This window comes from Streptomyces sp. NPDC002520, assembly GCF_053595235.1.
In genome coordinates, this window is the sequence record NZ_JBSFXG010000035.1 from 32808 (window position 1) to 47086 (window position 14279).

General features: G+C 73.5%; 10 protein-coding genes and 2 pseudogenes. 7 read left to right on the forward strand and 5 right to left on the reverse strand.

Annotated elements, in window-relative coordinates; all coding sequences use genetic code 11:
• The first annotated feature begins 65 nt into the window (after nt 1–65).
• The 5 genes and pseudogenes from ACWD5D_RS34750 (at nt 66) to ACWD5D_RS34770 (ending at nt 5890) form a co-directional block, all read left to right on the forward strand.
• Nucleotides 66–731: an alpha-ketoglutarate-dependent dioxygenase AlkB family protein gene (locus ACWD5D_RS34750; RefSeq protein WP_451376793.1), complete on the forward strand. Its 666-nt coding sequence runs from the start codon at nt 66–68 to the stop codon at nt 729–731.
• Between the two features lie 91 nt (nt 732–822).
• Nucleotides 823–2061, forward strand: a complete 1239-nt coding sequence (locus ACWD5D_RS34755) for an ROK family protein (protein WP_451376794.1) — start codon at nt 823–825, stop codon at nt 2059–2061.
• Between the two features lie 234 nt (nt 2062–2295).
• Nucleotides 2296–2586, forward strand: coding sequence for an SHOCT domain-containing protein (locus tag ACWD5D_RS34760; RefSeq protein WP_451376795.1), 291 nt, complete (start codon nt 2296–2298; stop codon nt 2584–2586).
• On the forward strand, nt 2583–3332 hold the full coding sequence (locus ACWD5D_RS34765; protein ID WP_451376796.1) for an ABC transporter ATP-binding protein: 750 nt from the start codon (nt 2583–2585) through the stop codon (nt 3330–3332). Before ACWD5D_RS34760 ends, ACWD5D_RS34765 begins: the two co-directional genes overlap by 4 nt.
• Nucleotides 3329–5890 (forward strand): annotated as a pseudogene (locus tag ACWD5D_RS34770) (ABC transporter permease). The gene ACWD5D_RS34765 and the pseudogene ACWD5D_RS34770 overlap by 4 nt, the downstream one beginning before the upstream one ends.
• 181 nt (nt 5891–6071) lie before the next feature.
• Here ACWD5D_RS34770 and ACWD5D_RS34775 read toward each other — a convergent pair.
• Both ACWD5D_RS34775 and ACWD5D_RS34780 read right to left on the reverse strand, forming a co-directional pair.
• Complete coding sequence (locus ACWD5D_RS34775; protein ID WP_451376797.1) at nt 6072–6734, reverse strand: ATP-binding protein; 663 nt, start codon at nt 6732–6734, stop codon at nt 6072–6074.
• 223 nt (nt 6735–6957) lie between these two features.
• Nucleotides 6958–7281: a hypothetical protein gene (locus ACWD5D_RS34780; RefSeq protein ID WP_451376798.1), complete on the reverse strand. Its 324-nt coding sequence runs from the start codon at nt 7279–7281 to the stop codon at nt 6958–6960.
• Nucleotides 7282–7684: 403 nt separating this feature from the next.
• On the opposite strand from ACWD5D_RS34780, the gene ACWD5D_RS34785 reads away from it, so the two are divergent.
• Nucleotides 7685–8809, forward strand: a complete 1125-nt coding sequence (locus ACWD5D_RS34785; protein WP_451376799.1) for a PLP-dependent cysteine synthase family protein — start codon at nt 7685–7687, stop codon at nt 8807–8809.
• 27 nt (nt 8810–8836) lie between these two features.
• On the opposite strand, the gene ACWD5D_RS34790 is transcribed toward ACWD5D_RS34785, so the two are convergent.
• A complete protein-coding gene (locus tag ACWD5D_RS34790) occupies nt 8837–9313 on the reverse strand; it encodes an SRPBCC family protein (RefSeq protein ID WP_451376800.1) in 477 nt (158 codons plus the stop codon).
• A gap of 70 nt (nt 9314–9383) precedes the next feature.
• Entirely contained in the window at nt 9384–10250 is an 867-nt protein-coding gene (locus tag ACWD5D_RS34795; protein ID WP_451376801.1) for a DeoR/GlpR family DNA-binding transcription regulator, read from the reverse strand.
• Between the two features lie 192 nt (nt 10251–10442).
• Between ACWD5D_RS34795 and ACWD5D_RS34800 the strand changes: the two are divergent.
• Nucleotides 10443–11717, forward strand: a pseudogene (locus tag ACWD5D_RS34800) (hypothetical protein); the annotation flags it as partial.
• A gap of 9 nt (nt 11718–11726) precedes the next feature.
• Here the strand turns inward: ACWD5D_RS34800 and ACWD5D_RS34805 are convergent.
• The gene (locus ACWD5D_RS34805) at nt 11727–14168 is read right to left on the reverse strand and encodes a right-handed parallel beta-helix repeat-containing protein (protein ID WP_451376802.1); all 2442 of its coding nucleotides are present in this window, start codon (nt 14166–14168) and stop codon (nt 11727–11729) included.
• Between the last annotated feature and the right edge of the window lie 111 nt (nt 14169–14279).

Consider the following 14279-nt stretch of genomic DNA (forward strand, 5'->3'; position numbering starts at 1 on the left):
GTGCTCCAGGCTAGCCGAGCCGCAGCTCAGCACCGGTCGGGCGGGACTTTGGCAGGATGGAGCACATGGACGTGGAACTGTTCGCACGCGAGCCCTCCGAGGTCGCGCCGGGCGCCGTGCACGTCCCGCACTGGCTGGACGCCGGGCGACAGCGCGCGCTGCTCACCGCCTGCCGGGTGTGGGCGCGGCCGCCCGCCGGGCTGCGCACGGTCCGCACCCCGGGCGGCGGCACGATGACCGCCCGCCAGGTCTGCCTGGGCTGGCACTGGTACCCGTACGCCTACGCCCGCACCGTCGTCGACGGCGACCACGCCCCCGTGAAGCCCTTCCCGGCCTGGCTGGACGAGCTGGGCCGCGACGCCGTGGCCGACGCGCTCGGCCCGTCGTCGGTCCCGGCCGAGCCGTACGACATCGCGTTGATCAACTTCTACGACGGCGACGCCCGCATGGGCATGCACCGCGACGGCGACGAGAAGTCGCACGCGCCGGTGGTCTCGCTGAGCCTCGGCGACACCTGCGTGTTCCGCTTCGGCAACACCGAGACCCGGACGAAGCCGTACACGGACGTGGAACTGCGCAGCGGCGACCTGTTCGTCTTCGGCGGAGAGTCCCGCTTCGCCTTCCACGGGGTGCCGCGCGTGCACCCGGGCACGGCGCCGCCCGAGCTGGGGCTGGCAGGGCGACTGAACATCACGCTGAGGGTGAGCGGACTGCCGGCGACGGCCGGGTGAGCGGCTCCCGGATCCGGGCGAGGACAGGGTGAGCCGCTGCCGGATCCGGGCGACGGCCACGACGGGTCCGGATCATGGGAGACTCGCCCTCATGAGCGGCAAGGCGGACCCCCGGAAGTCGGGGGAAGGGACCACCTCGAGGGCGCGGCTGGACCGGGGGCGCGGTGCGCTCGGACCCGCGCTGGAGCTGGTGCACACCGGGCGGGCACCGACCCGGGCCGTGCTCACCGCCGAACTCGGGGTCACCCGGGCGACGGCCGGGGCGGTGGCCGCCGAACTGGAGGCGCTGGGCCTGATCCGCGTCGACGCCCGGCCGGGCGCGGCCGCCGGTTCCCAGGGGCGCCCCTCGCACCGGCTGGAGGTCGCCGAGGACGGCCCCGTGGCGCTCGCCGCACAGGTCCACGCCGACGGGTTCCGGGCGGCGCTGGTCGGCCTCGGCGGCCGGATCGTGGCGACCGCGCCGGGCTGCGAGACCGTCGACGCCGACCCGGCGAAGGTGCTGGGCTCCGTCGTCGAGGCGGGCGCCGCACTCCTGCACGAGACGGGCCTGCGCTGTGTGGGCGCCGGGCTCGCCGTCCCGTCCGCCGTCGCCGAACCCGAGGGTCTCGCCCTCAACCCCCTGCACCTGGCCTGGCCGGTGGGGGCGCCGGTGCGCCGGATCTTCGCGGAGTGCGTGCGCGCCGCGGGCATCACCGGCCCCGCCTTCGCGGGCAACGATGTCAACCTCGCCGCGCTCGCCGAACACCGGCACGGCGCCGGCCGGGGCGCCCGGGACCTGCTGTGCGTGGCCACCGGGCACCGGGGCGTCGGCGGGGCCCTGGTCCTCGACGGCCGCCTGCACACCGGCAGTTCGGGCCTCGCCCTGGAGGTCGGTCACCTCACCGTCAACCCCGAGGGCCGCCCCTGCCACTGCGGCAGCCGTGGCTGCCTCGACGTCGAGGCCGACCCGCTGGCCCTGCTCGTCGAGGCAGGCCGCGAACCGGGCCCCGAGGTCTCCCTGCTCCAGCAGGCCAACGACCTGCTGCGCACCCAGTACGCCGACCCGGCCGTCCGCACCGCCGCCGAGGCCCTGATCGACCGCCTCGGCCTCGGCCTCGCCGGCCTGGTCAACATCCTCAACCCCGACCGCATCATCCTCGGCGGCCTGCACCGCACCCTCCTCGACGCCGACCCGGAGCGCCTGCGCGCCGTCGTCGCCGACCGCAGCCTCTGGGGCCAGAGCGGCGGCGTCCCCATCCTCCCCTGCACCCTCGACCACAACAGCCTGGTCGGCGCCGCCGAACTGGCCTGGCAACCGGTCCTCGACGACCCGCTGGACGCACTGCGGTGACCTTCCGGCCCCCGAGCCCGGCCGGCTCGAACTGACCGGCCCGGCGGCCGACTCGGCGTACCCGCAGGGCCCGCACACGGGCCACCGGTACGTACCGGGGAGCAGCCGTGACCGGTCCCCGTACTCCCCGGGAGGTAGGCGCACTGCCGCCGGTCGCACGACGACCCGGACCCCCTGCCCGAGGGAGCCTCTTGGCATCACCCGAAGACCTTCTGACAGGGGAGATGACCCGAGATGCAGACCCTGGCGAACTGGGACGGCGGACCCGGCCCGTGGATCCTTTTCTTCCCGCTGATCTGGGCGGCCGTCGTGGTCGCCGTCGTCACGTTCGTGCGCCGCACCGTCCGGCGCGGCCGCGACGCCCCCTGGCGCGCACTGGACGGCGGCCGCCCGGCGGGCGACTCGCCGCTCGCGGTCCTCGGCCGCCGCTTCGCCTCCGGCGAGATCGACGAGGACGAGTACTGGCGCCGCCTGTCCGTCCTGGAAGAGCAGTTCGGCCGCACGGGCAAGGGCGGTGCGGCATGATCACGACGACCACACGGCGCACAGCCGCCCGGGTGGTGGACGCGGTCAAGGTGTACGGCGGCGGCGACACCGCCGTACGCGCCCTGGACGGCGTCGACGTCGACTTCCCGGCCGGACGCTTCACCGCGATCATGGGCCCCTCGGGCTCCGGCAAGTCCACCCTCATGCACTGCGCGGCCGGACTCGACACGCTCACCTCGGGCGCCGCCCACATCGGCGACACCGAGCTGGGCACGCTCGACGACCGCCGTCTGACCCTGCTGCGCCGCGACCGGATCGGCTTCGTCTTCCAGGCGTTCAACCTGGTACCGACCCTGACCGTCGCCGAGAACATCACCCTGCCCCTGGACCTCGCCGGACGGCGCGGTGACCGCGAGTGGATCGACGCGCTCGTGGACGTCGTCGGACTGCGCGACCGGCTGCACCACCGGCCCTTCGAACTGTCCGGCGGACAGCAGCAACGCGTCGCCGTGGCAAGGGCGTTCGCCGGCCGCCCGGACGTCGTCTTCGCCGACGAACCGACCGGCAACCTCGACTCCCGCTCGGGCGAGGAGGTCCTCGGGCTCCTCGGCCGCGCCGTCCGGCAGATGGAGCGCACGGTCGTCATGGTCACCCACGACCCGGTCGCCGCCGCCCACGCCGACGAGGTGGTCTTCCTCGCCGACGGACGGCTCGTCGACCGGATGCAGTCCCCGACCGCCGACAAGGTCCTGGACCGCATGAAGGCCTTCGAGGTGCGGTCGTGAACGCCTCACTGCGGCTCAGCCTCAACTCCCTGCGCACACACCGGCGTCGATTCGCCGGCACGTTCCTCGCCGTGTTCCTCGGCGTCGCCTTCCTCGCCGGCACGCTCGTCATGGGCGACACCCTGCGCGCCGGCTTCGGCACCATGTTCGGCGAGGCCACCAGCGGCACCGACGCCGTCGTACGCGGCGCCGACGCCATCACCACGCCCGGCGAGGCCCAGGGCGTACGGCGGCCCGTCGACACCTCCCTGCTGACCGCGATCGAGCGCGTCCCCGGTGTGGCGTCCGCCGTCCCGGACATCCAGGGTGCCGGCCAACTCGTCGGCGCCGACGGCAAGCCGATCGGCGGCTAGGGGCCGCCCACCCTCGCCGGCAACTGGATCGCCGACCCGAAGCTCAACCCGTACCGGCTCGCCGAAGGCCGCGTACCGGCGCGCTCCGGTGAGGTCGTGGTGAACCGGGGCGCTGCGAAGAAGGGCGGCCTGAAGATCGGCGACACCACCGTCCTGCGCACCCCCGACCCGGTCGAGGTGACCATCGTCGGCCTCGCCACCTTCGGCGGCCAGGACGGCATGGCCCAGGTGACCTTCACCGGCATGACCCGCTCCGACGCCGAGAAGTACCTCACCGCACGGCCCGGCCAGGCGGCGAGCATCCAGGTGCGGGCCGGTCCGGGTGTGAGCCAGCCGGAACTCGTGCGGCGGCTGACTCCCGTGCTCCCCAGCGGAGTCGAGGCCATCACCGGTCAGCGCTCGGCCGAGGAGAACACGGACATGATCTCCAGCCAGTTCCTGACCCTCTTCACCACCTTCCTGCTCGTCTTCTCCGGCGTCGCCCTGCTGGTCGCCACCTTCTCCATCCACAACACGTTCGCCATCGTGGTCGCCCAACGCACCCGTGAGAACGCCCTGTTGCGTGCCCTCGGCGCCGCGCGCCGTCAGGTGACCGCCGCCGCCCTCGCCGAGGCGAGCGTGGTCGCCGCCACCGCCTCGCTCGCCGGACTCGCGGGCGGCATCGGCATCGCCGCCGGACTCCAGGCACTCTTCCCGGCGATCGGATTCCCCTTCCCCGACAGCGACTTGGTGATCAAGGCGCTGTCGATGGTCCTGCCGCTCGCCGTGGGCATCCTGGTCTGCCTCGGCTCCGCGCTGCTGCCCGCCGTACGCGCCGGCCGCACCGCCCCGCTGGCCGCCCTGCGCGAGACGGCCGTCGACGCCTCCGGTGCCTCCCGCCCGCGCGCCGTCGCCGGCACGGTCCTCGGAGCCGCGGCACTGGCCGCCACCCTCACCGGCGTCCTGGTCGAACCGTCCGTCTGGCTCGCGGGGCTCGGCGCGCTGCTCGCTCTGGCGTCCTTCGTGGTCCTCGGCCCGGTCGCCGCCACCACCGCCGTACGCGTCCTCGGGGCGCCTCTTGACCGGCTGCGCGGCGTCACCGGCGCCCTCGCCCGGCGCAACGCCCTGCGCAGCCCCAGGCGGACGGCCGCCACCGCGAGCGCCCTGATGATCGGCGTCGCCGTCGTCTCGCTGTTCACCGTGTTCGGCGCCTCCCTGAAGGCCACCATGGACCAGACGGTCTCCCGGTCCTTCGCGGGCGACCTCGCGGTCAGCGCACCCTCCTTCGGCGCGGGCGGCAGCGGGCTCAGCCCCCGGCTCGCCCCGGCCCTGCAACGGCTGCCCGAGGTGGACACCGCCGTCGGACTCGGCCGCGGAGTCGCCGAAGTCGACGGCAGGGGCAGGGCACTGACGGTCACCGACCCGGCCGCGCTCGCCCGCACCTTCGACCTGGGCACGGTCACCGGCTCCCTGAACGACCTCGGCGGCGACGGCATCGCCCTCACCCGCACCGAGGCCGACCGGCAGGGCCTGCACGCCGGCGACACGGCACGGCTCACCTTCACCGACGGAAAGGCAGAGAACTTCACCGTCCGGGCCGTCTACGGCCAGTCCGAACTCGCCGGCGACTACGTCATCACCCGTGCCGCCTGGCAGCCCCACCGCACCCAGGACTCCGACACCCTGATCGCCGTCACCTTCAAGCGCGGGGTGAGCGCCGACGTGGGCAAGGCCGCGGTGCGGAAGACGGCCGCCCGCTACGGCAGCCCCGAGGTGCAGACCCGCGACGAGTACGCGCAGTCCTCGGCCGGAGGCATCGACATGATGCTGACCCTCGTCTACGCCCTCCTCGCCCTCGCGGTGGTCATCGCCCTGCTCGGCATCGCCAATACGCTCACCCTCGCCCTGCACGAGCGCACCCGGGAACTGGGCCTGCTCCGGGCCGTCGGACAGACCCGCGCCCAGCTGCGGGCCATGGTCCGCTGGGAGTCGGTCCTGGTCGCCGCGTTCGGAACGGCCGGCGGACTCGGTCTCGGTGCGTTCCTCGGCTGGGTCCTGGTGAAGGCCTCCGACGGCGCGAGCGACACCGCGTTCGCCTTCGCGCTCCCGCCGGCCCGGCTCGCCGTCGTGGCCCTGGTCGGCCTCGCGGCGGGCGCCCTCGCGGGCCTGCGCCCGGCCCGGCGGGCGGCCCACCTGGACGTACTCCGGGCCATCGCCACCGAGTGAGGTTCCGTCGTAGGACGCAGGGGGCGGCCGGCACGACGTCGTACGGCGGCGACCATGCCGCAGTCCTCGGCAGGCACCCGGCACACCCCCGTGTGTCCGAGTGCCACAGCCCCGGCACGGCGGGGGCGGTGGGTCATGACGACTCACCGCCCGGTCGCCGCGCCGGGTAGTCACCGCCTGGTCAACCGGGAACGGCGGACCGGGCGGGAGCGGGTGCCGAGGCGGAGGCCGCGACCGGTGCCAGCGCGGGTGCGGGTGCGGGCGCCGAGACCGGAGGCGAGGTGCGCACCGGTGTCATGGCCGAGGTGTGGGTCACGGTCGGTGCCGGAGCCGAGGCGGCGACCGGGGCCGGCGCCGGCTGCATCTCCGTGATCCGGGGCACCGGTTGCTGCTCGGTCGTGCGCAGCGGCGCCCGCTGCCCGTGCGCGGCGGCGGAGGCGGGCAGCGTGAACCACACGACCTTGCCGTCGTCCCCGTCCGGACGCGCGCCCCAGCTCTCGCTCACCGCGGCCACCATCGCCAGGCCTCGCCCGCAGGTGGCCAGCGGGGTGGCGTGCGCCGCCTCCGCCTCGTCGGCCACCACCGGGAGCCGCGGATCGTGGTCGCGCACCGAGACGGTGAGCCGGTCGGACAGCAGCTCCAGCTCGACGGTGCACGACTTGTCGGGCCGGGCGTGCCGGTGGACGTTGCTGAGCAGCTCCGTCACACCGAGCGCGGCCCGGTCGATCAATGGGTCCATATGCCAGTAGCGCAACTGTGCAGATACGATTCTGCGGACCTGTCCGATCCGCGACGGCAGGGCTTGCAGCTCCACCGTGCAGTGTCTGCTTGGGTGACTGATCACGGCTGCGACTCCCCGATGTGAGGTCCGGAGGAACCGGAAGAACACGGAGAACGGAGAACACGGGAACAACGGATCCAGCAGAGTGGTGATGGCGTCCAGACGTCCACCTGCTGTCGTGGCCGGCGGGCTGGTTCGCAGCGTAGCCGCCGGTAAACCCAGAGTGACGTGAGACCAGCGTGACGCAGTGGTCCTGCTCCCGCAACTCGCCGCGACGGGGCGCAGGTCAGGTGCCGCGTCCGGCCGCGCGGCGCACCGCTTCGATGAAGCGCCGTGCCGCGGGTGGCCCCGGTTCGCCCGGCGCGGGGTCCTGTTCGCCGAGCGTCAGCTGATAACGCCTGCCGTCGATGTCGGCCGAAGCCCGGTCGTCGGAGGCGTACCAGGGCTTGGAGGCGCGCACCGCCTGCACCGGCGCGCTGTCGATCTCGCTGCCGTAGCTGTTCAGCAGCTCCAGCCTGCCGTCGCTGATGCGGACCTTGCCGGCCCGGGTGAGCGAGCGCAGACCTTTGCCGATCCGCACGCCCGTGGCCGTGAACTCCGGCTCCGCCATCCCTCGCCGCCCCCTTGTGCGCGTCGCTGGCCCCGTCCCGGTCCGCCCCGGCCCGGATCCGGCCCTTGTCCGGTCGTACCGTCTCCGGCTGTTCCAGCTCCGGTCGTTCCGGTCCTCGGCGATCCGGGTACCCCTGTGTGCGCCCCCCGTTCGGGACGATCGCCCCATGCGGTGCAGTCTGCCCCGACGCGGGCCGGAGCACCAGTGCGCGAAGGGAGCACTCGACAAGCGCCCGGAGCACTCGCGCCAAAGTGCGCCGAAACCCTGGCACGGGCGTGCCCCAGCCCCGCTTTGGGTGGCTCAAAGATGCGTTTATGCAGGTGAGAAGTGGTGTGGAAGGTGCCTATCATCGAAATGCCGGCCGCGCGAGGAGTCGTCGGCGCCCACCGTAAGGAGCCCCGCCGTGAGCACCACACCCCGGACCCGGACCGGCGCCACCCTCGATGTCGACCGCAGCGACGCCGCCTGTCGCGCCTGGCTGAAGGAGGCCGTCCGCAAGGTCCAGGCCGACGCCAACCGCTCGGCGGACACGCACCTGCTGCGCTTCCCGCTGCCCGAGCGGTGGGGCATCGACCTGTACCTGAAGGACGAGTCGACCCATCCGACCGGCAGCCTCAAACACCGCCTCGCGCGCTCCCTCTTCCTCTATGGCCTCTGCAATGGCTGGATCCGCCCGGACCGCCCGGTCATCGAGGCGTCCAGCGGTTCGACGGCCGTCTCCGAGGCGTATTTCGCCAAGCTGATCGGGGTGCCCTTCATCGCGGTGATGCCGCGCACGACGAGCGCCGAGAAGTGCCGTCTCATCGAGTTCCACGGCGGGCAGTGCCACTTCGTGGACGACTCCCGGCAGATGTACGAGGAGTCCGCGCGCCTCGCGGTGGAGACCGGCGGCCACTACATGGACCAGTTCACCTACGCCGAGCGGGCCACCGACTGGCGCGGCAACAACAACATCGCCGAATCCATCTTCCGCCAACTGGAGTTGGAGCGGTTCCCGGAGCCCGCCTGGATCGTCGCCACGGCCGGCACCGGCGGCACCTCGGCGACCCTCGCGCGGTACGTCCACTACATGCAGTACGACACCCGCATCTGCGTCGCCGACCCGGACAACTCCTGTTTCTTCGAGGGCTGGACGACCGGCGATGCGGACGTCACCTGCGACTGCGGCTCCCGCATCGAGGGGATCGGCCGGCCGCGCATGGAGCCGAGCTTCGTGCCCGGCGCGATCGACCGGATGATGAAGGTCCCGGACGCGGCCAGCGTGGCCGCCGTACGCGCCCTGGAGCGGGCCATCGGCCGCAAGGCGGGTGGCTCGACGGGCACCGGCCTGTGGAGCGCGCTGAAGATCGTCGCCGAGATGGTGGCCGAGGGCCGCACGGGCAGCGTGGTCACCCTGCTGTGCGACCCGGGCGACCGCTACCTCGACAAGTACTACTCGGACAGCTGGCTGGAGGAGCAGGGGCTCGACATCGCCCCCTACACGGAGGCCATCGAGTCCCTGCTGGCGACGGGCGTGTGGCCGGACTGAGCCGAAGGACCCGGACGCGCCGGCGCGTCACCCGGCCAGGCGCCGGTCCAGCGCGTCGACCGCCTGCCGGAAGGAGCGCCCCACGCCCGCGCGGGCGAGCCGGCACACGAAGCGGAAGACGGCCGTGCCGTCCAGCGCGAAGGTCATCCGGACCCGGGTCCCGGCGTCGGGTCCGGGGCCGGCCGGAGTGAGCTGCCACTCCTCGATCCAGGCGCGGGCACCGGGGGTGTTGGTCACGTCGACCCGGTAGGTGTACAGCTCGGGCCCCTTCGCGGCCAGCACCGACTCCTGGAAGTGGATGCCGCCCCGCAGCCGCACCTCGCGCCCGCCGTCGGTCGACCGGACCGAGGCCACCGCGGAGAACCATGCCGACCAGTCGGCCACGTCCTCCGCGAGCGCTCGGAAGACCGCGTCCGGCGAGGCGGCGATGTTGCGGGCGAACACGAGTCGTACGGGGGCGGTCTCGGTGAAATCGATCCCCACCGGGCGCAGACGATGAGTCATGGCGACGAACCCCCTCGTGAAGTCCCGGGGAGACCGGGAGAGCCGAACCGTCAGACTAGCTGACGTGTCATCAGACGTCCTCGGTGCCCTCAGCGCCCTCGGTGCCCTCTGAGTCCTGGTCGTCGTCCGGCTCGCCCGCGACCACCAGGCGCCGCAGGTGCTCGGCGATCTCCGCCCGCGCGTCGGCGGGCAGTCCCGCGTCCGTCACCAGCGTGTCCACCTGCCCCAGTGTGGCGAACGAACTCAGGCCCACCGTCCCCCACTTGGTGTGGTCGGCGACCACCACGACCCGCCGCGCCGACTGCACCAGCCGGCGGTTGGTCTCCGCCTCGGCGAGGTTCGGCGTGGAGAGACCCGCCTCCACCGATATGCCGTGGACGCCGAGGAAGAGCAGATCGAAGTGGAGCGCGGCGATCGCCTGGTCGGCGACCGGTCCGACGAGCGAGTCGGACGGGGTGCGCACCCCGCCCGTCAGTACGACCGTGGCCGCGCCCTGCGGCTGGCCGGCGGTGCGCTGCGCCGCGTGGAAGACGTCCGCGACCCGCACCGAGTTCGTCACCACGGTCAGATCGGGCACCTCCAGCAGGTGCTGGGCGAGCGCGTAGGTCGTCGTACCGCCGGACAGTGCGATCGCCGTCCCCGGCGTGACCAGCCGTGCGGCGGCGCGTGCGATGTCCTCCTTGGCGGACAGCTCCAGACCCGACTTGGCCTCGAAGCCCGGTTCGTGCGTGCTCGGCTCGACCACCGGCACCGCGCCGCCGTGCACCTTCTCCAGCACACCCTGGCGAGCGAGCGCGTCCAGATCGCGGCGCACGGTCATGTCCGACACGCCGAGCTTGCGCGTCAGCTCGTTGACGCGGACACCGCCTCGGCGCCGGACCTCGTCCACGATCAGGGCACGGCGCTGCTCCGCGAGGAGGTTCTGATTCTCGCTCACCTACGCTCCGGTCCTTTCGCCGCAACCCGCAACCCGTCCGACGCCCCTGACACGCCTCCTCCGACCTGGACGTTCCATGCCTCCGGCCGCGCGCGGGCGTCTCATCTTTGCACGGGCCGGTACCGGTTGCGCCACTGCCTGTCACGACGCGTGCATGCCAGCCGAGCCCCGCGCGGGCCCCGGGTGTCCCGGCGGCCCGGCTGGCGGTCCGCCGGACGGCTGCCCGGGGACCCGGCCTTCGGCGCGCTGATGCTCGCCCAGGGACTGCTCGCCGTGGCCCTCGCGGTCGTCGCCGCCCTCCACTGCCGGCATCCCGACCGGCGTGCCGACATGCGCGGTCTCGGCGGACCGGCGGTCGCACTGCTCGCCTGCGCGCTGGGCGGGGTGATGCCCGGCGGGGTCGCGCAACGCATCGCCGACTGGCTGGACGGCACCCGCGCCTCGCTCGACGGCCCGCCGGTGCTGCTGACCTGGCAGGCGTCGGCGATCCCCATCCTCGCGGTGCTGCTCGTCCTGACCGCCGCGCTGGCGGTGCGCACCGCACGGCTCGCCCGCGCCGAACGCGCCCGCGTACGCCACGAGCACCCCGGCGAGCCCGAGGACGCCTCCCTCACCCGGAGCATCGCCCAGGTCCGGGCCATGGCGACGCTCACCGGCCGTGTGCCCCTGGTCGTCGCCGTGCTCTCCGTCACCACCCTGGTGCTGGGCGCGGCCGCGCTGACCGGTGCCCTGGCGACCGGCGAGTCTCCCGACGGGGCGACCCGGCGGACGTTCGAGGTGCTGCGCGCGGTGGCGCAGACGTCGCAGGCGCTGGGCTCCTGGCTGGTCGGGGTGGGCTTCCTGCTGTTCGTCACCTGGGGCCGGCGCGCCTACAAGGACGCCTCCGCCCGGCGCACCATCGGCATCCTGTGGGATGTCGGCACGTTCTGGCCGCGCGCCGCGCATCCCTTCGCGCCACCGTGCTACGCCGAGCGCGCGGTGCCCGACCTGACCTGGCGGATGGCCACCTGGACCGAACGCACAGGCGGCCGGCTGGTCCTCTCCGGCCACTCCCAGGGCAGCGTCCTCGCGGCCGCGGCGGCCTGGCAGCTCGCGCCCTCCGTCCGGGGACGGGTTGCCCTGCTGGAGCGGCTGTGCGGCCGCTGGTTCCCCGCCCACTTCGGCCCGCCCGCACTGGCCGCGCTGCACCACGACGTCCGCTCCTGGAGCAACCTCTACCGCCGCACCGATCCCATCGGCGGCCCCGTCCACGTCACGCCGGACGGAGGCGAGGATGTCGACCACGAGCCGCTGCGGGACCCGCTCGCCTGCGGCCGTACCCCCGAGCACCCGCTCCCGGCGCCGATCCTCGGCCACTCCGACTATCAGGCCGACCCGGCCTTCGCCCGCGAACGCGCCCGGCTGCTGTCCTGCCTCACCGCGGACGTGCCGGGTCCGCGCCCGGACCCGGATACCCCGGACGCGTGACGTCCGGGCTCAGGGCAGCTCCGGCAGGTCCTCGGCGTACAGCAGGGTGAGGTCGTCGGTGCTGGGGTCCGCGACCTGGGCGACGCGGCCCGCATGACGCTCCACCATCGCCTCGAAGGTCTGCCGAGCGGTGCGTCCGTTGCCGAACGCGGCACCCTTCGGGATCGCCGTGAAGTAGGTGAGCAGCGCGTCCGAGGAGCCCGGCGCCAGCCGGTACTCGTGTTCCTCGGCCTGCTGCTCCACGATTCTGAGCAGTTCGTCGGGGCCGTAGTCACCGAAGGTGATCGTCCGTGAGAAACGGCTGGCCACACCGGGGTTGACGGACAGGAAGCGTTCCATCTCGGCCGTGTAGCCCGCGACGATCACCACGACCGCGTCCCGCTGGTCCTCCATCAGCTTCACCAGCGTGTCGATGGCCTCCTTGCCGAAGTCACGCCCGGCGTCCTCCGGGGAGAGCGCGTACGCCTCGTCGATGAACAGCACACCGCCGCGCGCCCGTTCGAAGGCCTCCTGGGTGCGGATCGCGGTGGAGCCGATGTGCTCACCGACCAGATCCACCCGGGACACCTCGACCAGGTGTCCCTTCTCCAGCACCCCGAGGGAGGCGAGGATCTCGCCGTACAGCCGGGCCACGGTCGTCTTGCCGGTGCCGGGGGAGCCCGTGAACACCAGATGCCGCTTGACCGAAGCCGCCTTCAGGCCCGCCCGCTGGCGGCGCCGGCCCACCTCGATCATGTCGGTCAGCGCCCGCACCTCGCGCTTGACGCTCTCCAGGCCGACCAGTGCGTCGAGTTCACCGAGCACGGCCTTCGACGTCCGGGCCGGCTGCTCCGGTTCGGGCGGGGTGATGAGCGGCTCCTGCTCCGTGGTGCGCTGCCCGGGAATCCCCCCGAGCAGCCCGCCGGAGGAGGGGGACGCCGTCTGTACGGCCGTCTCGCGGGGCGCCGGCGGCCGGATGCTGCCGCTTTCGTCGCTGGTGCAGTCCTCCACCACCGGTCCGGTCCCCGAGCCCGTGTCCGGCCCCGCGTCCGCGAACTCGTAACCCCCGCGCGCGCACCGCTCCGTACGGCACTTGCGCAGCGTCGTACGACAGCCGTCGAGCACATGGAAGCCATAGCCGCCACTGCCGCTGACCCGGCAGTTCTGGAAGGTGCCGCGGCCTCCGGCGGACACGTAGAAACCGGCCTCGGAGGGGGAACCGACCGTGCAGCGCTCGATGGTCGGGTCGGCGCCCTTGGTGACGATCACGCCGGTCTGGGTGCCGTCCACGGTGCAGTTGTTGAGCGTGCCGCCGCTGCCGTGGTCCCGGAACCAGGCACCGGTCGCCGCGTCCCGGATCCGGCAGTCGTCGAGCTGGGCGGTCGCCCCGTCGCTCACCGACACCGCCGTGTTGCGCACCTGGGACAGGTCGCTGTCCACCACGTCCGCCCGCGAGCCGCGGTCCAGCACGAACAGGGCGTCCGGCACGTCGTGCACCCGGCAGGAGTCCAGCACCGCCGTGGCACCGTCGCTGACCCACACCGCCGGATAGTCGCCGGTGCTGTCGAAGATCTCGCACTGGTTGGCGTCGACGCGGGTGCCCGGATCCCACACCGACAGCCCGTTGCGCCCGAACTGACGCACCGTCGTGCGGGTCAGCGTGAGCACCGAGCGGGAACGCAGGTCGATCGCGTTCTCCGGGATGTCATGGATCCGGCAGTCGGCCAGGGTGAGCACCGCGTCCGTGTCGAGCGTGACGCCGTCGGCGGATGTGCGGTGCACATCACAGTCGGTCAGATGCGCCGTGGCCCGCTGGGTGACCTGGACCCCCGAGCCCCGGACCTCGTACACCTCGCAACCGACCGCCTCCAGCGCGGAGTTCTCACCGGTCGCGCTCAGTCCGATGCCGGCGGCGTGATGTACCCGGCAGCGCTCCAGGCGCGGGTGCGCGCCGCCCCGTACCACCACCGCGGCCTGGCCGGCCGCGACGACCTCGCACTCCTCGAACACCCCGCTGCCACCGTCGAGCACGGCGATGCCGATGCCGGCCGGGTTGTCGACCGTGCAGCGGCGCATGGTCGGCCGCGCCGAGCCCCGCACCTCGATGCCCGCGGCGGACCGCGTCACGATCCGCACGTCCGACACTTCCGGCGTGCCCTCCTCGACCAACAGGGCGGGCGCGGCGGCGTCCTGGCCCTCCACGTGCAGACCCTGCACGACCGCCGAGGCCCGCACGGTCAACGGCACGCCGTCCGCGGGGGCGATCCGGACCGAGCCGGGCGAACCCTCGGGCCCGCGCAGCGTCACCGGCCGCTGGACGACGAGGTTCTCCCGGTAGGTGCCCGGGGCGATGGTGAGGACGTCGCCGTCGGCGGCGGCCTCCAGGGCGGCGGCGAGGGACGCGTACTCACCCGTGCGGCGCCGCCACCGCGAAGTACCGGTGTGCGTCACCTGGACCGTGCCCTGTGCCATGGCGTTGCCGTGCCCCCACCTCGTGGTACGTGTGCTCGTTGACCTGCGGGGCGCTGCCGCCGGAGGCGGGAGAGCGGGCGCGCCCGGCCCTGGGGCCTCGACGCGTTCGCG

Excerpts from the sequence above, each read along its gene's own strand:
- ACWD5D_RS34790 (WP_451376800.1), bottom strand. The coding sequence starts at position 9,313 with ATGACTCATCGTCTGCGCCCGGTGGGGATCGATTTCACCGAGACCGCC.
- ACWD5D_RS34780 (WP_451376798.1), bottom strand. The coding sequence starts at position 7,281 with ATGGCGGAGCCGGAGTTCACGGCCACGGGCGTGCGGATCGGCAAAGGT.
- ACWD5D_RS34755 (WP_451376794.1), top strand. The coding sequence starts at position 823 with ATGAGCGGCAAGGCGGACCCCCGGAAGTCGGGGGAAGGGACCACCTCG.
- ACWD5D_RS34805 (WP_451376802.1), bottom strand. The coding sequence starts at position 14,168 with ATGGCACAGGGCACGGTCCAGGTGACGCACACCGGTACTTCGCGGTGG.
- ACWD5D_RS34750 (WP_451376793.1), top strand. The coding sequence starts at position 66 with ATGGACGTGGAACTGTTCGCACGCGAGCCCTCCGAGGTCGCGCCGGGC.
- ACWD5D_RS34760 (WP_451376795.1), top strand. The coding sequence starts at position 2,296 with ATGCAGACCCTGGCGAACTGGGACGGCGGACCCGGCCCGTGGATCCTT.
- ACWD5D_RS34765 (WP_451376796.1), top strand. The coding sequence starts at position 2,583 with ATGATCACGACGACCACACGGCGCACAGCCGCCCGGGTGGTGGACGCG.